Genomic DNA, 25,455 nt, shown 5'->3' with positions numbered 1-25,455 from the left:
ATACGGATCAGGCCAGATCCCGGGGCGTCGGCCCGACGGATCGTCCGGACGCAGTCAAGCGTCGGAGGGCCCGGGTGGAAGAGACCTCCGGCAGCGACGACGCTGACATTTTCCGTGTGACGTATCTGCCGGAGGCGCAGTGGATGTTTCCATGACCCTATGGGTCCTGACGATCGTGGGCCTTGGTGCCCTCATCGCGGTCGACTTTTTCATCGGCCGCAAACCGCATGACGTATCCATCAAGGAAGCCGGGATCTGGACCGTCGTCTGGATCGCCCTGGCCGCGCTCTTCGGACTCGGCCTGCTGATCTTCGGCGGGGGCCAGCCCGCGGGCGAGTTCTTCGCCGGCTTCATCACCGAGAAGTCGCTGAGCGTCGACAACCTCTTCGTCTTCGTCCTGATCATGGCGAAGTTCGCGGTGCCCTCGCAGTATCAGCAGCGAGTGCTCCTCGTGGGTGTCCTCATAGCCCTGGTGCTGCGCGCGATCTTCATCGCCGCCGGCGCCGCGATCCTCGCCAGCTTCTCGTGGGTGTTCTACCTCTTCGGCGCCTTCCTGATCTACACCGCCTGGAAGCTCATCCAGGAGGCACGGGCCGACGAGGAAGACGAGGATTACGAGGAGAACAAGCTGCTCAAGGCGGCCGAGCGCCGCTTCGGTGTGGCCGACCGGTACCACGGCACCAAGCTGTGGATCGAGCAGAACGGCAAGCGGGTCATGACCCCGATGCTCGTCGTCATGCTCGCCATCGGCACCACGGACGTCCTGTTCGCGCTCGACTCGATCCCCGCGATCTTCGGCCTGACGCAGGACCCGTACATCGTGTTCACCGCGAACGCGTTCGCGCTGATGGGCCTCAGGCAGCTGTACTTCCTCATCGGCGGCCTGCTGAAGAAGCTGGTCCACCTCTCCTACGGCCTGTCGGTCATCCTCGGCTTCATCGGGGTGAAGCTGGTGCTGCACGCCCTGCACGAGTCCGGGGTGCATGTCCCCGAGATCAGCATCCCCGTCTCGCTGGGCGTGATCTGCTCGGTCCTGGTCATCACCACGATCACCAGCCTCTGGGCCACCCGTAAGCAGGCGCAGGCCGAGGCGGCCGCAGGCCAGGGCGAGACGTCCGAGAAGGACAACGTCGACGCCTGACCCCGTCGGACACCGGGAACGCCGGCACCGGGAGCGGAGGGCGGCACATCGCCGACCACCGCTCCCGGTTTTCCGTTGGTTTCCACCCGCGCCGCCCGCCGGCGCCGACCCAATTCGACTCGTACGAGGAGGCCATGCGTGACCATGATGACCCCGAGACGATCAGGATGGCGGAGCGGAGGGACACGCCGGGCGACGGTGGCCCCCGGCGCGCCCACCGCGGTCGGTCCATGGGCGGGAGGCGCCGGCAAGGTGCGACGCCCCTTCACGTCTGCGACGATCGCCCCATGACCGCTCGGCTCAGGTCACTCGCACAGTGGACGACCCTGGTGCCGGTGTTCGCCATAGTCCTGCTGGTCCTGACCTGGGGACGCGACCTGCCCGGCTGGATCGTCGTGGTGGTGACCCTGGTCCTCGCGGGGGCCGTGCTCGCGGCCGTGCACCACGCCGAGGTGGTCGCCCACCGGGTCGGCGAACCCTTCGGCTCCCTGGTCCTCGCGGTCGCCGTCACCGTCATCGAGGTGGCGCTCATCGTCACCCTGATGCTCGACGGCGGGGACAAGAGCGCGACGCTCGCCAGGGACACCGTGTTCGCGGCCGTGATGATCACCTGCAACGGCATCCTCGGGCTGAGTCTGCTCGTCGGCTCCCTGCGCCACGGCACGGCGGTCTTCAACTCGGAAGGCACCGGCGCGGCGCTCGCCACGGTGGCGACGCTGGCGACCCTCAGCCTCGTGCTGCCGACGTTCACCACGAGCAAGCCCGGCCCGGAGTTCTCCACCGTGCAGCTCACGTTCGCGGCGGTCTCCTCGCTGATCCTCTACGGCTTGTTCGTCGCGACCCAGACCGTCCGACATCGCGACTACTTCCTGCCGGTATCCCGGCAGGGCGAGTCGGTCACGGCCGCGGAAGAGCACGCCCCGGCGCCGTCCTCACGCACCGCGCTGATCAGCCTGGGGCTGCTGGCACTGGCCCTGATCGGAGTCGTCGGCCTGGCCAAGGGGGTCTCGCCCACCATCGAGTCCGGAGTGGAGGGGGCCGGGCTTCCCCACTCGGTCGTCGGTGTGATCATCGCCCTGCTGGTCCTCCTCCCGGAGACCATCGCCGCGGGGCGCGCCGCGCGCCGCAACCAGGTGCAGACGAGCATGAACCTGGCGCTCGGTTCGGCGATGGCCAGCATCGGTCTGACCATTCCGGCCGTCGCCCTGGCCTCCCTGTGGCTCCCCGGGCCGCTCGTCCTGGGCCTCGGCAACACCCATATGGTGCTGCTCGCGCTGACCGTGGTGGTGAGCGCGCTGACCGTGGTGCCCGGGCGGGCCACACCGCTCCAGGGAGGCGTGCACCTGGTACTGCTCGCGGCCTATCTGGAGCTGGCGGTCAACCCCTAGCAGGTCTGGTCGTCGCACACAGCGGGCCGAGGTCCGGACGGGGTCAGTAGGTGACGGTGATGCGCCGGGCGGGCCCGTCGACGCGGACCAGGCCGCCGTAAGGAATCACCAGCTGCGGGTCGGTGTGCCCGAGGTCCACGTCGAAGACGACGAGGGCCCCGGGCGCGTAGGCCCGCATCGCCCGGGACACGGCCTCACGCTGCTCGGCGGCGTAGGCCGCGCCCTCCTCGGGACTGTGGGGCCGCTCGAAGGACCAGGTCTTCGGGCGGCCCATGAGGAGCGCCGAGAAGCGCCCCAGCAATCCCCGCTCGCCCATGTTCCGCAGGGTGCGGAAGACCTCCTCGGCGCTCGGCAGCTCCTCCGAGGTCTCCAGGAACAGCACACCGCCGTCGTACTCCGACAGGTCCCGTGCGAGTCCGCGGCCGGCCATCAGCATCCAGCCGACGATCTCCAGGCAGCCGCCCCAGGTGCGGCCCTCGACCACGCGGTCGGCGTTCACCCATGTCCAGCCCGTCCCCGGCCTGGTCTCGGGCTCCGCGTCGAACGTCGCCGGGTCCGCCCAGTCCCGGTCGACGTCGCGCCACCGCCCGGCGGGGCGCAGCTCGTAGGGGCCCGAGGTGAACAGGGCCGCCCGCAGGCAGCCGGCGGTCTGCGGGTGCATGGCTCCGGGGCGGCCCAACTCCACCATCACGCTCGCGCCGTGGAACCCGACGATCCCCATCTCGTGCAGAAAGGCGAGCAGGTTGGTGTTGTCGCTCGTCCCGAAGAACGGCTTCGGGTGGGCGCGGATCAACTCCCGGTCCAGCAGCGGCACCACGGTGATCTGGTCGTCGCCGCCGATCGACGCGAAGACCGCCGTGATCCCGGGGTCGGCGAAGGCGGCGTGAATGTCGTCGGCGCGCTGCCGAGGCGTCGAGCCCATGGTGCGCGTCGCCGGGTACTCGACCGGCTCCAGCCCGTAGTCCTCGCGCAGCCGTTCCAGCCCCAGCTCATAGGGGAGCGGGAAGAGCCCCGGAAGCCCGGCGGACGGTGAGATCACGGCGACGCGGTCGCCGGGCGAGGGCTTGGGCGGCTGCACGAAGTCGGTCACGGCGAGAGGTTAAGGCCCGGCGGCCGTGTGGCGCACCGTGATAAACCGGGTCCCAGCAGCGGTTCCGGCGAGGACCGCCCACCCCGACGGACCGGAGGAACCGTGCCCCGCACCCTGGCCAACGCCCCGATCATGATTCTCAACGGCCCCAATCTGAACCTGCTCGGACAGCGCCAGCCGGAGATCTACGGTTCCGACACGCTCGGCGACGTCGAGAGCCGGTGCGCCAAGGCGGCGGCAGCGCACGGTGGCACGGTCGACCTGCGTCAGTCCAACCACGAGGGGCAGTTGGTGGACTGGATCCACGAGGCGCGCCTGAACCACTGCGGGATCGTCATCAACCCCGGTGCCTACTCGCACACCTCCGTCGCGATCCTGGACGCCCTCAACGCCTGTGACGGACTGCCCGTGATGGAGGTCCACATCTCCAACATCCACCGCCGCGAGTCCTTCCGGCACCACTCCTACGTCTCACTGCGCGCCGACGGGGTCATCGCGGGGTGCGGGGTGCAGGGGTACGTGTTCGCGGTGGAGCGGATCGCGGCGCTGGCCGGCCCGGCACTCGCCGAGGCGTAGGCCCCGTTCACCAGGCGGGCGTTCCTTACCGACGTCCTCGCTCCGCCGCGCTCACCAGCCCCGCGCGTGCCACTCCGGCAGGTGCGGGCGCTCCGCGCCCAGGGTGGTGTCGTTGCCGTGTCCCGGGTAGACCCAGGTCTCGTCCGGGAGCACGTCGAAGATCTTCGTCTCGACGTCATGGATCAGACGGGCGAACGCCTTCGGGTCCTTGTGGGTGTTGCCCACACCGCCCGGGAACAGACAGTCCCCGGTGAACAGATGCGGATGGCCGTGCGGGTCGTCGTAGACGAGGGCGATGGAGCCGGGCGTGTGCCCGACCAGGTGGCGGGCGGTGAGCTCCACCTGCCCCACCCGGATGGTGTCGCCGTCGTCCACCAGGACGTCGGTCGCCACCGGGATGCCCTCGGCGTCGTCCCGGCCGGCGTGCGTCCGGGCGCCGGTGGCCGCCACGACCGCGGCGAGCGCCTGCCAGTGGTCGCCGTGCCGGTGGGTGGTGACGACGGAAGCGATGCCGTCGTCACCGATCGTGCCCAGCAGGGTTTCCGCGTCGTTGGCCGCGTCGATCAGCAGCTGTTCGTCGGTGGCCCGGCAACGCAGCAGATACGCGTTGTTGTCCATGGGGCCGACCGCGACCTTGGTGATCATCAGGTCCTTGAGCTCGTGCACGTCGGCTGGGCCGCCGACCGTCACCCGACCGCTGTACGTCATGGCCGTCAGCCTATAGCGGGAACCCGCGCCGGTCGTCCCGGTCCCGGGACCCGGCGGGCTCTAGAGCGGGGGAAGCGCCGGAAGGTCGCCGCCCTTGACCGCCAGGGCGGAGCCGTCCCGGCGGCCGGCGAGCCAGCCGAGCAGGTCGGCGGCCGTCCCCTCGACCGAGACCGGGCCGCCGTCCGCCCCGCCGCCGGTCGTCCAGGTCCGGCCGTCCGCCGTGGCCAGGGTCGTCGAGGGCACGTCCGCGTGTCCGTCGAACCGCGCCGCCAGGAAGTCGATCTCCCGCTCCGTGAACTCGGCCGGCAGGTCCTCCAGCTCGTAGCCGATCCCGAGGTCCACGTGGTGCAGCTCCACCTCGACCCAGCGCCGGAACGGCACCCGCTCCGCCCGGTCCGTGACCCCGTTGCGCAGCTCCACCGCGCGCGACCAGTCCGCCGGGGCCGCGCCCACCGCGCGGAAGCGCTCCGCGCTCTCCCGCAGGTCGGCGAGCTGGACGCCGAGGGGGCGCGGAGCTCCCTCGTCGATCTCGGCGTCCCGGGCCTCGCCGGAGACGTACATGGGCCGTCCCTCCAGGACGTTCACCAGGGCGTCGGCGTTGCGGGCGAGGTGGGCCAGCACATGGCCGCGGGTCCAGCCGGGAAGGCGTGACGACTGGGTCACAGCCGCGTTGTCCAGTGCGGCGACCGCGGTGAGCAGCCGCTCGGTCGCTGCTTGTACAGACGCCAGGTCATCAGCGTGATCCATCATGCTGCTGACCCTAGCCCTGTCACACCTTTGGGTGAAGGTGGTGAACCCGCGCCCGTAATCGAATGCACGTGCTATATGGTCGGGTGCGGCGTCGGGCATGCTGGAGAGCCGGGGTTTGTTGTCAACCCGTGAATCCGAACCGGCGTTGTCAGAGGCTCCCCCTAGTCTGAGAAGCACGGGGGCCACCGCCCCTGTCACTTCTCCAAAGAAAGGTGCGGACCGGCGTGGCCGACCGTCTCATCGTCCGTGGAGCGCGCGAGCACAACCTCAAGAACGTCTCGCTCGACCTCCCGCGCGACTCGCTCATCGTCTTCACGGGCCTGTCGGGGTCGGGCAAGTCCTCGCTGGCCTTCGACACCATCTTCGCCGAGGGACAGCGGCGCTATGTCGAGTCGCTCTCCTCGTACGCCCGGCAGTTCCTCGGTCAGATGGACAAGCCGGACGTCGACTTCATCGAGGGCCTGTCCCCGGCGGTCTCCATCGACCAGAAGTCGACCTCACGCAACCCGCGCTCCACGGTCGGCACCATCACCGAGGTCTACGACTACCTGCGTCTGCTCTTCGCCCGCATCGGCAAGCCGCACTGCCCCGAGTGCGGCCGGCCGATCTCGCGCCAGTCGCCGCAGGCCATCGTCGACAGGGTCCTGGAGCTGCCGGAGGGCAGCCGTTTCCAGGTGCTCTCCCCGCTGGTGCGCGAGCGCAAGGGCGAGTTCGTCGATCTCTTCGCCGACCTCCAGACCAAGGGCTACTCCCGCGCGCGGGTGGACGGCGAGACGATCCAGCTCTCCAGCCCGCCCACGCTGAAGAAGCAGGAGAAGCACACCATCGAGGTGGTCGTCGACCGCCTCACGGTCAAGGACAGCGCCAAGCGCCGCCTCACCGACTCCGTGGAGACCGCCCTCGGCCTGTCCGGCGGCATGGTCGTGCTCGACTTCGTCGACCTCCCCGAGGACGACCCCGAGCGTGAGCGGATGTACTCCGAGCACCTGTACTGCCCGTACGACGACCTGTCCTTCGAAGAGCTGGAGCCCCGCTCCTTCTCCTTCAACTCGCCCTTCGGCGCCTGCCCCGAGTGCACCGGCATCGGCACGCGCATGGAGGTCGACCCGGAGCTGATCGTCCCCGACCCGGACAAGAGCCTCGACGAGGGCGCCATCCACCCGTGGTCGCACGGCCACACCAAGGACTACTTCGACCGCCTGATCGGTGCCCTCGCGGACGCGCTGGGCTTCCGCACCGACATCCCGTTCGCGGGCCTGCCGCAGCGCGCGAAGAAGGCCCTGCTGCATGGCCACAAGACCCAGGTCGAGGTCCGTTACCGCAACCGCTACGGACGCGAGCGCAGGTACACGACGGCCTTCGAGGGCGCCGTCCCCTTCGTCAAGCGCCGGCACAGCGAGGCCGAGAGCGACGCCAGCCGGGAGCGCTTCGAGGGCTACATGCGCGAGGTGCCCTGCCCCGCCTGTGAGGGCACCCGGCTCAAGCCGGTCGTCCTCGCCGTCACCGTCATGGGCAAGTCCATCGCCGAGGTCTCCGGTATGTCCATCAGCGACTGCGCGGACTTCCTGGGCGAGCTGAAGCTCACCGCCCGCGACAAGAAGATCGCCGAGCGCGTGCTCAAGGAGGTCAACGAACGGCTGCGGTTCCTCGTCGACGTCGGCCTGGACTACCTCTCGCTCAACCGCGCGGCGGGCACCCTCTCCGGCGGTGAGGCCCAGCGCATCCGCCTGGCCACCCAGATCGGCTCCGGACTCGTCGGCGTGCTCTACGTCCTCGACGAGCCGTCCATCGGCCTGCACCAGCGTGACAACCACCGGCTGATCGAGACCCTGGTCCGGCTGCGCGACATGGGCAACACGCTCATCGTCGTCGAGCACGACGAGGACACCATCAAGGTCGCCGACTGGATCGTCGACATCGGCCCCGGCGCCGGCGAGCACGGCGGCAAGGTCGTGCACAGCGGCTCCCTGAAGGAACTGCTCGCCAACACCGAGTCGCAGACCGGGCAGTACCTGGCCGGCAAGAAGGCCATCCCGCTGCCCGACATCCGCCGCCCGCACGACCCGTCGCGCCGGCTCACGGTGCACGGTGCCCGCGAGAACAACCTCCAGGACATCGACGTGTCCTTCCCGCTGGGCGTGTTCACCGCGGTCACCGGTGTGTCCGGCTCCGGCAAGTCCACGCTGGTCAACGACATCCTGTACACGCACCTGGCCCGCGAGCTGAACGGCGCCCGCAGCGTCCCCGGACGGCACACGCGGGTGGAAGGCGACGACCTCGTCGACAAGGTCGTCCACGTCGACCAGTCGCCCATCGGCCGCACCCCCCGCTCCAACCCCGCGACGTACACCGGAGTCTTCGACCACGTCCGCAAGCTGTTCGCCGAGACGACCGAGGCGAAGGTCCGCGGCTACCTGCCGGGCCGGTTCTCCTTCAACGTCAAGGGCGGCCGCTGCGAGAACTGCGCGGGCGACGGCACCATCAAGATCGAGATGAACTTCCTCCCGGACGTGTACGTCCCGTGCGAGGTCTGCCACGGCGCCCGCTACAACCGGGAGACGCTGGAGGTCCACTACAAGGGCAAGTCCATCGCCGACGTGCTGAACATGCCGATCGAAGAGGCCATGAACTTCTTCGAGGCGGTCCCGGCGATCTCCCGCCACCTCAGGACGCTCAACGACGTCGGTCTCGGCTACGTCAGGCTCGGCCAGTCCGCGACCACTCTGTCCGGCGGTGAGGCACAGCGCGTGAAGCTCGCCAGCGAGCTGCAGAAGCGCTCCACCGGCCGCACGGTCTACGTCCTGGACGAGCCGACCACCGGCCTGCACTTCGAGGACATCAGCAAGCTGCTGAAGGTCCTCGCCGGTCTGGTCGACAAGGGCAACACGGTCATCGTCATCGAGCACAACCTGGACGTGATCAAGACCGCCGACTGGGTCGTCGACATGGGGCCGGAGGGCGGTTCCGGCGGCGGTCTGGTCGTCGCGGAGGGCACGCCGGAGCAGGTCGCGAGCGTGCCGGCCAGCCACACCGGCAAGTTCCTGCGGGAGGTCCTGGGGGCGGAGCGGATCAGCGACGCCGCCACCCAGGTGCGGGCCCCGCGCAAGGCGGCGGCGAAGAAGGCGGTCGCCGCCAGGACCGGCACCAGGAAGACGGCCACCAAGGCGGTCGACGGCACGGCCGCCAAGAAGACGGCCACCAAGGCCACCGCGAAGGGGACGACGCGGGCGACCAAGGCCTGACCGGCGACACCGACACGCGCCGTGCCGCGCGGGGGCATCGCCTCCCCGCGCGGCACGGCGCGTGTGCGTCAGGCGCCCTCGGGCTCCAGCTCGTGGGCGTACGGCGGTTCCGCGCCCGCGCGTGAGCAGGTGATCGCCGCCGCGCGCGCCGCGAAACCGAGCAGGCCTTCCCAGCCCTTGGCGCCCAGCGCGGCCACGCCCTCGTCACTGAGCGCGTCCCGGGCCGCGAGGCCGTGCAGCAGCGCCGCGTTCACCGTGTCACCGGCGCCGATCGTGTCCACCACCTCGACCCGCTCACCCGGAACGGCGTACTGGCCGCCCTCGCGCGTGAACACGGTCAGCCCGTCACCTCCCCGGGTGACCACCACCGCCACCGGACCGGCCGCCAGCCACTCCTGCGGGGACCCGCCGAGCCACTGGGCGTCCTCCGCGGACACCTTCAACAGCGACACCGACGGCAGCCAGCTCTTGAACCGGGCCCGGTAGGCGTCGGGATCCGGGATCAGACCCGGCCGGATATTGGGGTCAAGCGCCGTGAACACGCCCCGCGCGGAAGCGGTGCGCATCAGCTCCTCGTACGCGCTCGCGCCCGGCTCCAGAACGAGCGAGCAGGTGCCGAAGGACACCGCGCGGGTACCGGCCGGCAGCGCTTCGGGCGCCGTGAACAGCCGGTCCGCGGTCCCCTCCACGTAGAAGGAGTACGCCGCCGAACCGTCCGTGCCGACCGTGGCGACGGCGAGCGTCGTCGGCTCGTCGCCGCGCTGCACCGACGACACGTCCACCCCGGTCTCCCGCAACCGGTCCAGCAGCGCCTCGCCGAAGGCGTCACGGGACACCCGGGAGCAGAAGGCGGCGGGGGAGCCGAGGCGTCCGAGCGCCACCGCCGTGTTGTAGGGGCCGCCGCCGAGCGCCGGCGTCAGCGCCGCGAGCGCACCCGCGCCCCGCGGCACCAGGTCGATCAGTGCCTCACCGGCTACGACGATCACGAGGGGTTTCCTTTCTCGACACGCTCGGGGCGCTCACCATGCCCGGGCCGTCCGGGCCGTCCGGGCTTCTCTTCGGGGTGCTCGGGCCGCTCCGGTCCGTCCGGGCAGCCGCAGGACGTGCGGTGCACGAAGGCGCACGGCAGCCGTTCGGTCCGCGCCGGCCGCTCCGGTTCGGCCAGGCGCTGCAGCAGTACGTGGACGGCACGGGCGCCGATCTCCCGGCTGGGCTGGGCGATCGCCGTGAGGCGGGGCGAGAAGAGATCCGCCCAGGCGAAGTCGTCGAAGCAGCACAGCGCGATGTCCCCGGGCACGGACAGGCCGTGTGCCCGCAGGGCACGCAGCGCACCGATGGTCATGGTGTTGTTGGCGGTGACCAGCGCGGTGGGACGTGAACCGAGGGACAGCAGGCCGGCGGTGGCCCGTTCGGCGCCGGCCTGCTCGGAGTCGCCGTGCACCAGGAGCCGTTCGTCGTAGAGCAGCCCGGAGGCCGCGAGACCGTGCCGGTATCCGGTGATGCGCTCGGACGTCGTGCTGAGCCCCCACAGCCCCGCGACCAGGGCGATACGGCGGTGGCCGAGCCCGGCGAGGTGGGTGACCAGCCGGGCCGTCGGCTCCGCGCTCTCGGCGCAGACCTGGTCGAAGCGCGGTCCGCCGCCGTCCCCGGGCGTCTCGACCAGCCGGTCGAGGAACACGGCCGGTACCCGGTGGCGCCCGAGGTAGTCGAGCAGCGCGCGCGGCTGCGCGGAGGGCGCGACGATCATGCCCTCCACACGGCGCTCGTGCAGCAGCTGGACGACCTTGCGCTCGTGCTCCGGGTCGTCGTGCGGGTCGGCGATGAGCAGGCTGTAACCGTGCTCCAGGGCCGCGGCCTCGACGCCCTGGAGGATTTCCGTGAAGTACGGGTTGCTGATCGCCGACACCGCCAGCCCGATCGACCGGGTCCGGGATGTCACCAGGGAGCGCGCCAAGGTGTTCGGCGTGTAGCCGAGCTCCTCCACCGCGTCCAGAACCGCCTGGCGGGTGTGGGGCAGCACCGGCCGGGTGTCGTTCAGCACGTGCGAGACGGTCGCGACCGAGACACCGGCGCGGCGGGCCACGTCCGCCATGGTCGCCATCGTGTGCTCTCCCTCCGCTGCCCGCGCATTACCTCTCGGGTGGGGAACGTATCCCATCCGGCGGCGCGCGTAAACGCTTGCGCAAACGTTTACGCGCATGCTTGCGCACCGGCACCCACCCTCAGCCGGATCGATCACCCCGGGTATCGTCCCCGGTGCCGTCCCCGTGTACCGCCGTCCGACCAGTGGAGCCCTCATGCCCGCCCGACCCGCCGCGAGCCGCCGTACCGTCCTGCGAGGCGTGGCCCTCACTCCCGTAGCCGGACTGGGGCTCGCCGCCTGCGCGGGCGCCGAGGACGACACGTCGGCCCCGCTGACGGAACCCGTCGAGCTCGGGCCCGAGAGCGAGGTCGCCGAGGACGGCGCGAAGCTGTACCGGGATTCCCATGTCGTGGTCAGCCGGGGCGAGGACGGCGCCCTCAAGGCGTACAGCTCCCTCTGCACGCACGCGGGATGCCCCATCAACAAGCTGGCAGGGACGAAACTGATCTGTCCCTGCCACGGCAGCGAGTTCGACGCCACCACCGGCAAGGTGCTGCGCGAGCCGGCCGTGGCCCCCCTGAAGCCGCTGACCGTCGAGGTGAAGAACGGGACGATGGTCGCCAGGCCACAGGTCTGACCGGGTCAGTCCCAGTTCCAGGCGATCCCCACGTACTCCGACCGCACAGGCGGTTCCACCAGGTGCACCGAACGGTGCCGCCCGCTGGGCGCCAGTTCCTGACGACCACCGCGCGGCGCCGCCACCGACAACACCTGATGCCCTAACGGCGGCACGCACACCCGCGGGGCCGCACCGGCCGTCGGGGCCGGCACGGCCCCGCGGCCCGTACCGTGATGAGATTTTCGTCCGGAGTGCGGCCGGTTCCTGAAGTCGCCTGTCCTACGAGCCGGTCGTGTCCTTCCCCTGCGGACGCGGGCGCAGGCGCTTCGCGCGCACGATGTCGGGATCGCGTGGGTCGAGGGATTCGAAGGGCGCGGGCGTCGCGTCGGCGTACCGGCGGGTCCGGGCCGGTCGTCGTGGTTTCTCGATCCGTGTCTGTCGCATTCGACCAGCCCTCCGACTCGTGACCGTCCGCCACTCGCCCGAGGGACGGAACCCCCACCTTCCCGCTTCCCGCCCGCCGTAACCCATCCGGAACCCACCGGACCACTCACCGCACCTCACCGGATGACCTACCGAGCCGTACCGGATCACCTGCCGGACCACCCGCCGGGCCTCACCGGATCGCCTACCGAGCCGTACCGGACCACTTGCCGGACCACCCGCCGAACCTCCGCGGACCACACCCATCGAACCTGACCGGATGACCTACCGAACCGCACCGGGCCACCTACCGGCCCCCACCGGACCACTCACCGAACCCGCCGGGCCCCGGCGCCCCCGGGCCCGCCGCGGTGTCGGTCCCCGCCAGTAGGGTGTGAGACATGGCCGACCCCTCCAGCTACCGCCCCAAACCGGGCGAGATCCCCGACTCGCCGGGGGTCTACCGGTTCCGCGACGAGCACCGCCGGGTGATCTACGTCGGAAAGGCGAAGAGCCTGCGCCAGCGCCTGGCGAACTACTTCCAGGACCTGGCCGGGCTGCACCCGCGCACCCGCTCCATGGTCACCACGGCGGCGTCCGTGGAGTGGACGGTGGTGTCCACGGAGGTCGAGGCGCTGCAGCTGGAGTACTCCTGGATCAAGGAGTACGACCCCCGGTTCAACGTCAAGTACCGCGACGACAAGAGCTATCCGTATCTCGCGGTGACGATGAACGAGGAGTTCCCGCGCGTGCAGGTGATGCGCGGTCACAAGAAGAAGGGCGTGCGCTACTTCGGTCCGTACGCGCACGCGTGGGCGATCCGCGACACCGTGGACCTGCTGCTGCGCGTCTTCCCGGTCCGCACCTGCTCGGCCGGTGTCTTCAAGAACGCGGCCCGCACCGGCCGCCCCTGTCTGCTCGGCTACATCGGCAAGTGCTCGGCGCCCTGCGTGGACCGCATCTCCGCCGAGGACCACCGCGAACTGGCCGAGGACTTCTGCGACTTCATGGCCGGCCGCACGGGCACCTACCTCCGCCGTCTGGAGAAGCAGATGACCCAGGCGGCCGAGGAGATGGAGTACGAGCGGGCGGCCCGTCTGCGCGACGACATCGGGGCCCTGAAGAAGGCCATGGAGAAGAACGCGGTCGTGCTCGCCGACGCGACCGACGCCGATCTGATCGCCGTCGCCGAGGACGAGCTGGAGGCGGCCGTCCAGATCTTCCACGTCCGCGGCGGACGCGTGCGCGGCCAGCGCGGCTGGGTCACCGACAAGGTCGAGGAGATCACCACCGGCGCCCTCGTCGAGCACGCCCTGCAGCAGCTCTACGGCGAGGAGACCGGCGACGCCGTCCCCCGGGAGGTCCTGGTCCCCGCCCTGCCCGACCCGGTGGAGCCGGTCCAGCAGTGGCTCACCGAGCGGCGCGGCTCAGGCGTCTCCCTGCGGATACCGCAGCGCGGGGACAAGAAGGCGCTGATGGAGACCGTGGAGCGCAACGCCCAGCAGGCGCTCGTGCTGCACAAGACCAAGCGCGCCTCCGACCTCACCACCCGCTCGCGCGCGCTGGAGGAGATCACCGACGCCCTGGGCCTGGACAGCGCCCCGCTCAGGATCGAGTGCTACGACATCTCGCACCTCCAGGGCGACGACGTGGTGGCCTCCATGGTCGTCTTCGAGGACGGGCTGGCCCGCAAGAGCGAGTACCGCCGCTTCCAGATCAAGGGATTCGCCGGTCAGGACGATGTCCGCTCCATGCACGAGGTGATCACCCGCCGGTTCCGCCGTTACCTCGCGGAGAAGGAGCGGACGGGGGAGTGGACCGACGGCGGGGACCCCGGCGCCGAGGGACCCTCCGGAGGCCTGGCCGAGCCGCCCGCGAGCGTCCTCGCCGAGCCGTCCGCGAGCACCCTCACCGAGGACGACGGCCGCCCCAAGCGCTTCGCGTACCCGCCGCAGCTCGTCGTGGTCGACGGCGGGGCCCCGCAGGTCGCGGCGGCCCGGCGGGCGCTGGACGAGCTCGGCATCGACGACATCGCCGTGTGCGGCCTCGCCAAGCGGCTGGAGGAGGTCTGGCTGCCGGGCGAGGACGACCCGGTCGTGCTGCCCCGCACCAGCGAGGGCCTCTATCTGCTCCAGCGGGTCCGTGACGAGGCCCACCGCTTCGCGATCACCTACCAGCGCACCAAGCGCGGCAAGCGCTTCCGCTCCAGTCCTCTGGACGATGTGCCCGGCCTGGGAGAGACCCGCAAGCAGGCACTGATCAAGCACTTCGGGTCGTTGAAGAAGCTGCGATCGGCGACAATCAATCAGATCTGTGAGATTCCAGGCATAGGTCGCAAAACGGCCGAGACGATCGTCGCGGCCCTCGCCCAGGCGGCACCCGCCGCCCCCGCCGTGAACACGGCGACGGGCGAGATCATGGATGACACGGAAGAACCCGGGGACACCACGGGTCCTCCCGGGGAACCCGTGTCCACGGGAGCCCCGGACGAACGACGGGGGCAGGAGCGATGAGCGAGCACGAGACAGGTCCCGCGGCACAGCGAGATCGGACACAGCAGGAAACCGGCGCGGACACCACCCGCCCCGACGCGGGCCAGGACGACGGAGCACAGGTGAGTACGGGCAACGAAACGGCAGGGGTGCCCGAGGCGGCCATCCCCGAGCTGGTGATCATCTCGGGCATGTCCGGGGCCGGCCGCTCGACGGCCGCGAAGTGTCTGGAGGACCTGGGCTGGTTCGTCGTGGACAACCTGCCGCCCGCGCTGATCCCCACCATGGTGGAGCTCGGCGCCCGCTCCCAGGGCAACGTGGCGCGGATCGCGGTCGTCGTCGACGTCCGCGGCCGGCGTTTCTTCGACAACCTCCGCGAGTCCCTGGCCGACCTGGACGGGCGGAGTGTCACCCGGCGGACCGTCTTCCTGGAGTCCTCCGACGAGGCCCTGGTGCGCCGCTTCGAGTCGGTGCGCCGCCCGCACCCCCTCCAGGGCGACGGCCGGATCGTCGACGGCATCGCCGCCGAGCGGGAGCTGCTGCGTGAGCTGCGCGGCGACGCCGACCTGGTCATCGACACCTCCAGCCTCAACGTGCACGAGCTGCGCGCCAAGATGGATGCCCAGTTCGCCGGCGAGGAGGAGCCCGAGCTGCGGGCCACCGTGATGTCCTTCGGCTTCAAGTACGGCCTCCCGGTCGACGCCGACCTGGTCGTGGACATGCGGTTCCTGCCCAATCCGCACTGGGTCCCCGAGCTGCGCCCGTACACCGGCCTCAACGAGGAGGTGGCGTCGTACATCTTCAACCAGCCCGGCGCCAAGGAGTTCCTCGACCGGTACGCCGAACTGCTGCGCCTCATCGCCGCGGGCTACCGTCGTGAGGGCAAGCGCTATGTGACCATCGCCGTCGGCTGCACCGGAGGCAAGCACCGCTCGGTCGCCACGTCGGAGAAGCTCGCCGCCCGGCTCGCCGCGGAGGGTGTGGAGACGGTGGTCGTCCACCGGGACATGGGACGCGAATGACACCACGTACTCCGCGGCTGAGCCGGCTGCGCAGGGCGGTGCCCGAGGGGCGGGCCGGCCGGCCCGCCGACGTCCGCGGCGCGAGACCGCGCCGAAGGGGCGCCCAGCCCAAGGTGGTCGCCCTCGGCGGCGGTATGGGGCTGTCCGCCTCGCTCGCCGCACTGCGCCGGATCACCGGGGATCTCACCGCCGTCGTCACCGTGGCCGACGACGGCGGCTCCAGCGGGCGCCTGCGGGACGAACTGGGCGTGCTGCCGCCCGGCGATCTGCGCAAGGCGCTGGCCGCGCTGTGCGGCGACGACGACTGGGGCCAGACCTGGGCCAGGGTCATCCAGCACCGTTTCCAGTCCCAGGGCGATCTGCACGAGCACGCGGTCGGCAATCTGCTGATCGTCGCCCTGTGGGAGCAGCTCGGCGACCATGTCCAGGCGCTGGACCTGGTCGGCCGGCTGCTGGGCGCGCACGGGCGGGTGCTGCCCATGTCCGCCGTCCCGCTGGAGCTCCAGGCGCTGGTCAAGGGCCACGACCCGGAGCGGCCCGAGGAGGTCGACACCGTCCGTGGACAGGCGACGGTCGCCCTGACCCCCGGTGAGGTGCAGTCCGTGCACCTCGTGCCGAACGACCCGCCGGCCGTCCCCGAGGCGGTGGAGGCGGTCCTCGACGCGGACTGGGTGGTGCTCGGCCCGGGCTCCTGGTTCTCCTCGGTCATCCCGCACCTGCTCGTGCCGGAACTGCTGGACGCCCTCATCGAGACGAAGGCGCGCCGGGTACTCTCGCTGAACCTCGCGCCGCAGCCGGGAGAAACCGAGGGCTTCTCCCCGCAGCGTCATGTGGAGGTTTTGGGACGACACGCCCCTAAACTCGCCCTGGACGTGGTGCTGGCCGACGAGGCCGCCGTGCCCGACCGCGACTCGCTGACCGACGCCGCCATGCGGCTGGGCGCCGCGGTCGAGCTGGCCCCGGTGGCCCGGCCCGACGGAAGCCCCCGGCACGACCCGGAGCTGTTGGCCGCCGCGTACGACCGTATTTTTCGGATGCATGGAAGGATCGGCCCATGGCGATGACGGCAGCGGTGAAGGACGAGATCAGCCGACTCCCCGTCACCCGTACCTGCTGCAGGAAGGCGGAGGTCTCCGCCGTCCTGCGGTTCGCCGGCGGCCTCCACCTGGTGAGCGGGCGCATCGTGATCGAGGCGGAGCTGGACACCGCGATGGCGGCCCGCCGTCTCAAGCGGGACATCCTGGAGATCTTCGGCCACAGCTCCGAACTGATCGTGATGGCTCCGGGCGGACTGCGCCGCGGCTCGCGCTACGTCGTCCGGGTGGTCGCGGGCGGTGACCAGCTGGCCCGGCAGACCGGCCTGGTGGACGGCCGGGGCCGCCCGATCCGCGGCCTGCCCCCGCAGGTGGTCTCGGGGGCCACCTGTGATGCCGAGGCCGCCTGGCGCGGGGCCTTCCTGGCGCACGGCTCCCTCACCGAGCCCGGCCGTTCCTCCTCCCTGGAGGTGACCTGCCCCGGCCCCGAGGCAGCGCTCGCCCTGGTCGGCGCGGCCCGCCGGCTGTCGATCGCCGCGAAGGCGCGTGAGGTGCGGGGCGTGGACCGGGTCGTGGTCCGTGACGGCGACGCGATCGGCGCGCTGCTCACCCGCCTGGGCGCCCATGAGTCGGTGCTGGCCTGGGAGGAGCGCCGGATGCGCCGGGAGGTGCGCGCCACGGCGAACCGGCTGGCCAACTTCGACGACGCCAACCTGCGCCGCTCCGCCCGCGCGGCCGTCGCCGCCGGTGCCCGGGTCCAGCGCGCCCTGGAGATCCTCGCCGACGACGTCCCCGAGCACCTCGCCGCGGCCGGCCGGCTGCGCATGGAGCACAAGCAGGCCTCCCTGGAGGAGCTGGGCGCGCTCGCCGACCCCCCGCTCACCAAGGACGCCGTGGCCGGCCGCATCCGCCGGCTGCTGGCCATGGCCGACAAGCGCGCCGCCGATCTCGGCATCCCGGGCACGGAGGCCAACATCAACGAGGAGCTGGCCGACAACCTCGTCGGCTGACGCCCCGCCAGAAGACCGCCGTCGGCGCCCACTTGGGTGACCGGCGCCGGTCTTCGCGTGTCGTGCCCCTGCTCTTGACTCGATCATGCCGTGTCATGAGCCTGGCACCTGTTCGCCGCCGCGGCGGACCCAGGCTAGGGGGGTTCATGAGACACAGAGCGAGATCGATCCTCGCTGTCGGCGCGCTCCTGATCGGCCAAGCGAGCTTCGCACCCATCGCCCAGGCACGACCCGCGGACCCCGCGGCCTCCGGCACCGACGAGGTCAAGGTCTTCCGCGCCGAGGTGACCAGGAAGCAGGTGTCCCTCCTGCTGGCGGCCGGGCAGGACGGACACGAACTCGGCGAGCGGGTGCCCGACAAGGGCACGGCCACCGTCGAGGTCTACCTCACCGACGGACAGGCCCAGAAGCTGGAGAAGCAGGGCGTCGACCTCACCGAGCACGTCCTCTCCGCCCGGGCGGAGAACAGGGTCGAGGACGCCGCCGAGGGCGTGTTCCGTCCGTACGGCGGACAGGGCGGCCTCAAGGAGGAGATCCTGCGCACCGCGCGGGAGCACTCCGACCTCACCAAGGTCGTCTCCATCGGGAAGACGATCAAGGGCCAGGACATCCTCGCGCTGAAAGTGACCAAGAAGGCCAGGACGACCGGGGACGGGTCCAAGCCCGCCGTCCTCTACCTGTCCAACCAGCACGCGCGGGAGTGGATCACCCCGGAGATGACCCGGCGGCTGATGCACCACTACCTGGACACCTACAAGACGGACCGGCGGATCAAGAAGATCGTCGACACCACCGAGCTGTGGTTCGTCCTGTCGGCCAACCCCGACGGCTACGACCACACCTTCGCCGACGACGACAACCGCCTGTGGCGCAAGAACCTGCGGGACGTCAACGGCGACGGCGCCATCAGCACCGGCGACGGCGTCGACCTCAACCGCAACTTCCCCTACAAGTGGGGCTACGACGACGAGGGCTCGTCCCCCAGCCCCACCAGCCAGACCTACCGCGGCGCGAGCCCGGGCTCCGAGCCCGAGACCAAGGCGATCGACGCCTTCCAGAAGCGCGTCGGCTTCACCTACGGCATCAACTACCACTCCGCCGCGGAACTCCTCCTCTACGGAGTCGGCTGGCAGGTGGCCACGCCGACCCCCGACGAGGTCCTCTACGAGGCACTCGCCGGCACGCCCGGCAACTCCGCGATCCCCGGTTACCACCCGCAGCTCTCCTCCGAGCTGTACACCACCAACGGCGAGGCCGACGGTCACGCGGCCAACGTCAACGGCATGGCGATGTTCACCCCCGAGATGTCGACCTGCCAGACCGTGTCCGACCTCGATCCCGACGACGAGTGGAACGCGGGCGACTGCCGGTCGGGCTTCGACTTCCCCGACGACGAGAAGCTGATCCAGCAGGAGTTCGCCAAGAACATCCCGTTCGCGCTCTCCGTGGCCGAGACCGCCTCCCACCCCGACCGGCCGTCCTCCGCGGTCGGCCTGGAGGCCGCGGACTTCACCCCGGCGGCCTTCGGCACCTCGTACGCGCGCGGCGCCGACCAGGAGGTCTCCGCCGTCGTCCGCAGGGCGGTGCGTGACAAGGAGCTCAAGTACCGCGTCAACGGTGGCCGTACGCACGACGAGGACCTCGAGCGCTGGAAGGGCGGCGAGAGGTTCGGCGGTGAGGACAACCTCTACTTCGACGAGTACCGGGCCGAGGTGGAGCACGGCGAGCCCGGCGACGAGGTGGAGGTGTGGTTCACCGGCGAGACCGGGAGCGGCAGGAACGTCTCCAGTGAGCACTTCACGTACACCGTGGCCGAACGGCCCCCCGCGGACGTCCTCGTGGTCGCCGAGGAGGGCGCGAAGGCCGCACAGGCCCGGACGTACGTCGACGCGCTGAAGGCCATCGGCCGGAAGGCGGCCGTCTGGGACGTGGCCGAGCAGGGCGCTCCCGACGCGCTCGGCGTGCTGAGCCACTTCCGCACGGTGGTGCACCACACCGGCGCGGGCACCCCGGGCATCGCCACCCAGCTCCAGCTGAGGGCCTTCCTCAACGAGGGCGGCCGGCTGATCGAGGCGGGCGAGCAGGCAGGCGGCAGCGTCGATCTCGGCGGCGGCACCCTGTCCGACGACTTCAGCCAGTACTACCTGGGCGCCTACTCGCGCACCCCGGCCTCCGGGGCCACCGCGTTCACCGGCTCCGGCGGCCTGGACGGCTTCACCGGCCCGCTCGGCGACGCGCCCGGCAACCCGCTGGACAAGGCCGGCACCTACGGCGTCACCTCCGACGAACTGCCCGCGGAGAAGTACCCGCAGTTCGCGAGCGTCGGCGCCGGACAGTACCCGGGGACGGTCAACCCGTACGGGCCCCACGCCGGCTCGTACATGGCCGCCGCCGTCCACACCGACGACGGCTACAAACGCCTGACCCGCACCGTCGATCTCACCGGTGTCGGCGCGGCCGACCGGCCCACCCTGCGCACCCAGCTCCTGTGGGACACCGAACCGGGCTACGACCACGTCATCGTCGAGGCGCACACCACCGGCGCCGACGACTGGACGACGCTGCCCGAGGCGGGCGGCGCGACCCGCACCGGCGTGCCGAGCGAGTGCGCGGCCGGGTTCTACGTCGGTGAGCACCCCTGGCTGGAGCACTACCTGACCCTGGCCGACGACGGCTGCACCGCGACCGGCACCACCGGTTCCTGGAACAGCCTCACCGGCTCCTCCAGCGGCTGGCAGCAGGTGAACTTCGACCTGAGCGCCTACGCCGGGAAGACGGTGGAGGTCTCGATCGCCCATGTCACCGACCCGGGCAGCGGCGGCCACGGCGTCCTCGCCGACGAGGCCTCCCTGGTCGTCGGCGGCACGGCCACCGGGACCGAGGGCTTCGAGACCTCCCTCGGCGTCTGGACCGTGTCCGGACCGCCCGCGGGCAGCCCGGCCGTCCTGAAGGACTGGACCCGCACCGGAGCGCTGTTCCGGACCTACGGAGCGGTCACCACCGGCGACACCGTGCTGCTGGGCTTCGGCCTGGAGCACCTGGCCTCCCCGGCCGACCGGTCGGCGCTGCTGGGGAAGGCCCTGGCCGCCCTCGACGGGTGACACCGCACGTCAACCAGGGCCGATGATCCGTAGCGAGTTCGGGTGACACGGGTCCACCGGCCCGGGCGGTCCGGACCCTACTGACGGGTACGGACCGCCCCGCCGGGTAGGGGACAGCTCGATGTCACGGCCGGGGCCCCGGAGAGGTAGGGTCGGCAGTGGTCGGGGACATCCCAAATACAGCTCGCCGGCGACTAGAGCCGGCGTACCAACGAGGAGATCGGTTCGTGACGATCCGCGTAGGCATCAACGGGTTTGGCCGCATCGGTCGCAACTACTTCCGCGCACTGCTGGAGCAGGGCGCCGACATCGAGATCGTGGCCGTCAACGACCTGGGTGACACGGCGACCACTGCGCACCTGCTGAAGTACGACACCATCCTGGGCCGCCTCAAGCAGGAGGTCACCCACACCGCCGACACGATCACCGTGGACGGCAAAACGATCAAGGTGCTCTCCAAGCGCAACCCCGCCGACATCCCGTGGGGCGAGCTGGGCGTCGACATCGTGATCGAGTCGACCGGCATCTTCACCAAGAAGGCCGACGCCGAGCAGCACATCGCCGGCGGCGCGAAGAAGGTCCTCATCTCGGCTCCGGCCAAGGACGAGGACATCACCCTTGTCATGGGCGTCAACCACGACAAGTACGACCCGGCGAACCACCACGTCATCTCCAACGCCTCCTGCACCACCAACTGCGTGGCGCCGATGGCGAAGGTGCTCGACGAGAACTTCGGCATCGTCAAGGGCCTGATGACGACGGTGCACGCGTACACGAACGACCAGCGCATCCTGGACTTCCCGCACAAGGACCTGCGCCGCGCGCGTGCCGCCGCCGAGAACATCATCCCGACCACCACGGGCGCCGCGAAGGCCACCGCCCTGGTGCTGCCGCAGCTCAAGGGCAAGCTGGACGGCATGGCCATGCGCGTCCCGGTCCCGACCGGCTCGGTCACGGACCTGGTCGTCGAGCTCTCCCGCGAGGTCACCAAGGAAGAGGTCAACGCCGCCTTCCAGAAGGCCGCCGAGGGCGAGCTCAAGGGCTACCTCGAGTACACCGAGGACGAGATCGTCTCCTCCGACATCGTCAACGCCCCGGCGTCCTGCACCTTCGACTCCTCCCTGACCATGGTCCAGGAGGGCAAGAGCGTGAAGGTCATCGGCTGGTACGACAACGAGTGGGGTTACAGCAACCGCCTCGTCGACCTGACGGTCTTCGTGGGCAACCAGCTCTGATCGTGGAGCAGGCAGCCTGATATGAGTGCAGGGCTCGGCCGGTGCGGCAACGCGCTGTCCGAGCCCTGACGCACGTATCGGAACAGCCGCCCTCTTTCGATCACGAGCGATCACGAGCGAACACGAGCTCTAGCCAGGGAGCCCCCTCATGAAGACGATCGACGAACTCCTCTCCGAAGGCGTCGCGGGCAAGCGGGTCCTCGTCCGCGCCGACCTCAACGTGCCGCTGGACGGCACCGCCATCACCGACGACGGCCGTATCCGCGCCGTCCTGCCCACCGTCAAGGCCCTCGCCGAGGCGGGAGCCCGTGTGGTCGTGGCCTCGCACCTGGGCCGTCCCAAGGGCGCCCCTGACCCCGCCTTCTCGCTCGCCCCGGCGGCCGCGCGCCTCGGCGAACTCCTGGGCACCGAGGTGGCGTTCGCGACCGACACGGTCGGCGAGTCCGCCGGCTCCACCGTCGCCGGCCTCGCCGACGGGCGGGTCGCGGTCATCGAGAACCTGCGCTTCAACGCCGGCGAGACCAGCAAGGACGACGTCGAGCGCGGCGAGTTCGCCGACCGGCTCGCCGCCCTCGCCGACGTGTACGTGGGCGACGGCTTCGGCGCGGTGCACCGCAAGCACGCCTCGGTCTTCGACCTCCCGGCCCGCCTGCCGCACTACGCCGGGTACCTCATCGCCACCGAGGTCGGCGTCCTGAGGAAGCTCACCGACGACGTCAAGCGGCCCTACGTCGTCGCCCTCGGCGGCGCCAAGGTCTCCGACAAGCTCGCCGTCATCGACCAGCTGCTCGGCAAGGCCGACCGCCTGCTCATCGGCGGCGGCATGGCGTACACCTTCCTCAAGGCCAAGGGCCACGAGATCGGCAACTCCCTGCTGCAGGAGGACCAGATCCCGGTCGTCCAGGAGTACCTGGAGCGCGCCGAGAAGAACGGGGTCGAGCTGGTCCTGCCGGTCGACACGCTGGTCTCCGGGGAGTTCCCCGACATGAAGGCCAAGGACGCCACCCACCCCACCACCGTCGCCGCGGACGCCATCCCGGCCGACCAGCAGGGCCTGGACATCGGTCCGGAGACCCGCAAGCTGTACGCCTCGAAGCTCGCCGACGCCGCCACCGTCTTCTGGAACGGCCCCATGGGCGTCTTCGAGCACCCCGACTACGCCGAGGGCACCAAGGCGGTCGCCCAGGCCCTCCTCGACTCCCCGGGATTCACCGTGGTCGGCGGCGGCGACTCCGCCGCGGCGGTCCGTACCCTGGGCTTCGACGAGCAGGCATTCGGCCACATCTCGACCGGTGGCGGCGCCTCCCTCGAATACCTCGAGGGCAAGACGCTCCCCGGCCTCGCCGCACTGGAGGACTGACCTCAATGAGCACGCGCACGCCGCTGATGGCGGGCAACTGGAAGATGAACCTCAACCACCTCGAGGCCATCGCCCACGTCCAGAAGCTCGCCTTCGCCCTGGCCGACAAGGACTACGAGGCCGTCGAGGTCGCCGTCCTGCCGCCCTTCACCGACCTGCGCTCCGTGCAGACCCTGGTCGACGGCGACAAGCTGAAGATCAAGTACGGCGCCCAGGACATCTCGGCGCACGACGGCGGCGCCTACACCGGCGAGATCTCCGGTCCGATGCTGGCCAAGCTGAAGTGCACCTACGTGGCGATCGGCCACTCCGAGCGCCGCCAGTACCACGCCGAGACCGACGAGGTCGTGAACGCCAAGGTGAAGGCCGCCTACAAGCACGGCATCACCCCCATCCTCTGCGTCGGCGAGGAGCTGGAGGTCCGCGAGGCGGGCAACCACGTCACCCACACCCTCGCCCAGGTCGAGGGCGGCCTGAAGGACCTCCCGGCCGAGCAGGCCGAGTCCGTCGTGATCGCCTACGAGCCCGTGTGGGCCATCGGCACCGGCAAGGTCTGCGGCGCCGAGGACGCCCAGGAGGTCTGCGCCGCCATCCGCGGCAAGATCGCCGAGCTGTACACCCAGGAGCTGGCCGACCGGGTCCGCATCCAGTACGGCGGCTCGGTCAAGTCCGGCAACGTCGCCGAGATCATGGCGCAGGCCGACATCGACGGTGCCCTGGTCGGCGGCGCCTCGCTGGACGCCGACGAGTTCGTCAAGATCGTTCGTTTCCGCGACCAGTGAGTAGGCCGTAGCGGCGATTCGTCGTACCCTTGCGGGGTCCAGCAGTGTGCTGGGCCCCGCGTCGTCCATCGCGTCGTCCATCCGCATCCGAGGAAGTTGGTCCAGCCGTGGTTCTGGGGTTCTCCATCGCCCTGATCGTCTTCAGCCTGCTGCTGATGCTGCTGGTGCTGATGCACAAGGGGAAGGGCGGCGGCCTCTCCGACATGTTCGGTGGTGGCATGCAGTCCTCCGTCGGCGGCTCCTCGGTCGCCGAGCGCAACCTCGACCGGATCACTCTCGTGGTCGGTCTGCTCTGGTTCGCGTGCATCGTCGTGCTCGGCATCACGATGAAGATGAACAACTGACCTGAGCGCAATGCGCACGCACTCCCCACGCATTCCCCTCGTAACGCCCCATGTTCGGTACGCGCAGCTGAGCGCGGCCTATCATGGGGCTTGCGTCTGGATGCGGGGTTGGTAACTCCTGTCACTGGACGCGCGTTGGGCCTTACGTAGACTGAGGCGCTCGCAGCGAAGCGGTACGCCGACTCGCTTCGCGGCACCATCACGCAGGGAGTTACGACCGTGGCAAGTGGCAACGCGATCCGGGGAAGCCGGGTCGGGGCGGGGCCGATGGGCGAGGCCGAGCGCGGCGAGTCCGCGCCGCGGCTGCGCATCTCCTTCTGGTGCTCCAACGGGCACGAGACACAGCCGAGCTTCGCGAGCGACGCGCAGGTGCCCGATACCTGGGACTGCCCCCGCTGCGGATTCCCGGCCGGACAGGACCGCGACAACCCCCCGGACCCACCGCGCACCGAGCCCTACAAGACGCACCTCGCCTATGTGCGGGAGCGGCGCAGCGACGCGGACGGTGAGGCCATCCTCGCCGAGGCGCTCGCCAAACTGCGGGGCGAGATCTAATCCGGCGGTCTGCTTCTGTCTCCTTCAGTCTTCTTCCCGTTCATCGCTGATCAATTAGGTTGGGAACAGCCGGGACAGCGGGGACATCCAAGGAAGAAGGCTGAAGTCCGAGATGAACGCAGACGGTCGTACCAGGCTCCACCAGACGCCCGAGTGGACCGCACTGGCCAAGCATCGTGAGGAGCTGGGCGAGGTGCGGCTGCGCGAGCTGTTCGCCGCCGACCCCGGCCGCGGCACCGCGTACACCCTCCGGGTCGGTGACCTGTACGTCGACTACTCCAAGCACCTGATCACCGACAACACCCTGCGGCTGCTGCGGGAGTTGGCCGCCGCCACCGACGTGTCCGGCCTGCGTGATGCCATGTTCCGCGGGGAGCGGATCAACACGACCGAGGACCGGGCGGTGTTGCACACCGCGCTGCGGGCTCCGCGGGACGCGGTGATCGAGGTCGACGGGGAGAACGTCGTCCCGGCCGTGCACGCCGTCCTCGACCGGATGG

At 70.5% G+C, this 25,455-nt stretch carries 21 protein-coding genes; 16 read left to right on the top strand and 5 right to left on the bottom strand.

The features are described 5' to 3' along the window. Nucleotides 1-139 precede the first annotated feature (139 nt). Nucleotides 140-1,141: a TerC/Alx family metal homeostasis membrane protein gene (locus IE178_RS10795; protein WP_184763494.1), complete on the top strand. Its 1,002-nt coding sequence runs from the start codon at nt 140-142 to the stop codon at nt 1,139-1,141. A gap of 287 nt (nt 1,142-1,428) precedes the next feature. Next, entirely contained in the window at nt 1,429-2,529 is a 1,101-nt protein-coding gene (locus IE178_RS10790) for a calcium:cation antiporter (protein ID WP_184763495.1), read from the top strand. A gap of 43 nt (nt 2,530-2,572) precedes the next feature. Here the strand turns inward: IE178_RS10790 and IE178_RS10785 are convergent, their stop codons facing one another. Further along, on the bottom strand, nt 2,573-3,619 hold the full coding sequence (locus IE178_RS10785; RefSeq protein WP_193512087.1) for a S66 family peptidase: 1,047 nt from the start codon (nt 3,617-3,619) through the stop codon (nt 2,573-2,575). Between the two features lie 102 nt (nt 3,620-3,721). Here IE178_RS10785 and aroQ point away from each other — a divergent pair, with 102 nt between their 5' ends. Further along, the gene (gene aroQ, locus IE178_RS10780) at nt 3,722-4,195 is read left to right on the top strand and encodes a type II 3-dehydroquinate dehydratase (RefSeq protein WP_184763497.1); all 474 of its coding nucleotides are present in this window, start codon (nt 3,722-3,724) and stop codon (nt 4,193-4,195) included. Nucleotides 4,196-4,246: 51 nt separating this feature from the next. On the opposite strand, the gene IE178_RS10775 is transcribed toward aroQ, so the two are convergent. Then, a complete protein-coding gene (locus tag IE178_RS10775; RefSeq protein WP_193512086.1) occupies nt 4,247-4,903 on the bottom strand; it encodes an MBL fold metallo-hydrolase in 657 nt (218 codons plus the stop codon). Nucleotides 4,904-4,963: 60 nt separating this feature from the next. After that, complete coding sequence (locus IE178_RS10770) at nt 4,964-5,653, bottom strand: maleylpyruvate isomerase family mycothiol-dependent enzyme (protein ID WP_193512085.1); 690 nt, start codon at nt 5,651-5,653, stop codon at nt 4,964-4,966. Between the two features lie 224 nt (nt 5,654-5,877). Here IE178_RS10770 and uvrA point away from each other — a divergent pair, with 224 nt between their 5' ends. Then, nucleotides 5,878-8,895, top strand: a complete 3,018-nt coding sequence (gene uvrA, locus IE178_RS10765) for an excinuclease ABC subunit UvrA (RefSeq protein WP_193512084.1) — start codon at nt 5,878-5,880, stop codon at nt 8,893-8,895. Nucleotides 8,896-8,963: 68 nt separating this feature from the next. On the opposite strand, the gene IE178_RS10760 is transcribed toward uvrA, so the two are convergent. Both IE178_RS10760 and IE178_RS10755 read right to left on the bottom strand, forming a co-directional pair. Continuing rightward, nucleotides 8,964-9,881 carry a carbohydrate kinase family protein gene (locus IE178_RS10760; RefSeq protein ID WP_193512083.1) on the bottom strand — a complete coding sequence of 306 codons (918 nt, stop codon included), beginning with the start codon at nt 9,879-9,881 and terminating at the stop codon, nt 8,964-8,966. Beyond that, nucleotides 9,878-10,996 carry a LacI family DNA-binding transcriptional regulator gene (locus tag IE178_RS10755; protein ID WP_193512082.1) on the bottom strand — a complete coding sequence of 373 codons (1,119 nt, stop codon included), beginning with the start codon at nt 10,994-10,996 and terminating at the stop codon, nt 9,878-9,880. The genes IE178_RS10760 and IE178_RS10755 overlap by 4 nt, the downstream gene beginning before the upstream one ends. A gap of 196 nt (nt 10,997-11,192) precedes the next feature. Between IE178_RS10755 and IE178_RS10750 the strand changes: the two genes are divergently transcribed. The 12 genes from IE178_RS10750 to IE178_RS10695 form a co-directional block, all read left to right on the top strand. Beyond that, a complete protein-coding gene (locus IE178_RS10750; RefSeq protein ID WP_193512081.1) occupies nt 11,193-11,615 on the top strand; it encodes a Rieske (2Fe-2S) protein in 423 nt (140 codons plus the stop codon). A gap of 806 nt (nt 11,616-12,421) precedes the next feature. Further along, nucleotides 12,422-14,533, top strand: a complete 2,112-nt coding sequence (uvrC, locus tag IE178_RS10745) for an excinuclease ABC subunit UvrC (protein ID WP_184763503.1) — start codon at nt 12,422-12,424, stop codon at nt 14,531-14,533. Further along, nucleotides 14,530-15,534 carry an RNase adapter RapZ gene (gene rapZ / locus IE178_RS10740; protein WP_184763504.1) on the top strand — a complete coding sequence of 335 codons (1,005 nt, stop codon included), beginning with the start codon at nt 14,530-14,532 and terminating at the stop codon, nt 15,532-15,534. The genes uvrC and rapZ overlap by 4 nt, the downstream gene beginning before the upstream one ends. Beyond that, nucleotides 15,531-16,598, top strand: coding sequence for a gluconeogenesis factor YvcK family protein (locus tag IE178_RS10735; RefSeq protein WP_184763505.1), 1,068 nt, complete (start codon nt 15,531-15,533; stop codon nt 16,596-16,598). Before rapZ ends, IE178_RS10735 begins: the two co-directional genes overlap by 4 nt. Continuing rightward, nucleotides 16,589-17,578 carry a DNA-binding protein WhiA gene (gene whiA, locus IE178_RS10730; RefSeq protein WP_184763506.1) on the top strand — a complete coding sequence of 330 codons (990 nt, stop codon included), beginning with the start codon at nt 16,589-16,591 and terminating at the stop codon, nt 17,576-17,578. Before IE178_RS10735 ends, whiA begins: the two co-directional genes overlap by 10 nt. Before the next feature lie 146 nt (nt 17,579-17,724). Beyond that, nucleotides 17,725-20,679 carry a M14 family metallopeptidase gene (locus IE178_RS10725; protein WP_193512080.1) on the top strand — a complete coding sequence of 985 codons (2,955 nt, stop codon included), beginning with the start codon at nt 17,725-17,727 and terminating at the stop codon, nt 20,677-20,679. A gap of 227 nt (nt 20,680-20,906) precedes the next feature. Further along, nucleotides 20,907-21,914 carry a type I glyceraldehyde-3-phosphate dehydrogenase gene (gap, locus tag IE178_RS10720; protein ID WP_184763508.1) on the top strand — a complete coding sequence of 336 codons (1,008 nt, stop codon included), beginning with the start codon at nt 20,907-20,909 and terminating at the stop codon, nt 21,912-21,914. A gap of 148 nt (nt 21,915-22,062) precedes the next feature. Then, entirely contained in the window at nt 22,063-23,274 is a 1,212-nt protein-coding gene (locus tag IE178_RS10715) for a phosphoglycerate kinase (protein WP_193512079.1), read from the top strand. A gap of 5 nt (nt 23,275-23,279) precedes the next feature. After that, nucleotides 23,280-24,056 (top strand): triose-phosphate isomerase, encoded by a 777-nt coding sequence (gene tpiA, locus IE178_RS10710; RefSeq protein ID WP_193512078.1) that lies wholly within the window; start codon nt 23,280-23,282, stop codon nt 24,054-24,056. A gap of 113 nt (nt 24,057-24,169) precedes the next feature. Then, nucleotides 24,170-24,400 (top strand): preprotein translocase subunit SecG, encoded by a 231-nt coding sequence (gene secG / locus IE178_RS10705; RefSeq protein WP_030224637.1) that lies wholly within the window; start codon nt 24,170-24,172, stop codon nt 24,398-24,400. Nucleotides 24,401-24,619: 219 nt separating this feature from the next. Next, nucleotides 24,620-24,955 (top strand): RNA polymerase-binding protein RbpA, encoded by a 336-nt coding sequence (locus IE178_RS10700; RefSeq protein ID WP_003957010.1) that lies wholly within the window; start codon nt 24,620-24,622, stop codon nt 24,953-24,955. 112 nt (nt 24,956-25,067) lie between these two features. Next, the coding region (locus IE178_RS10695; RefSeq protein ID WP_498370633.1) for a phosphoglucose isomerase-related protein at nt 25,068-25,455 on the top strand (388 nt) is incomplete at its 3' end.

Source organism: Streptomyces griseoloalbus (assembly GCA_014650015.1).
Taxonomy (GTDB): Bacteria; Actinomycetota; Actinomycetes; order Streptomycetales; family Streptomycetaceae; genus Streptomyces; species Streptomyces griseoloalbus.
Note: the sequence above shows the minus strand (reverse complement) of the source record. Positions and strands in the feature narration are given on the sequence as shown.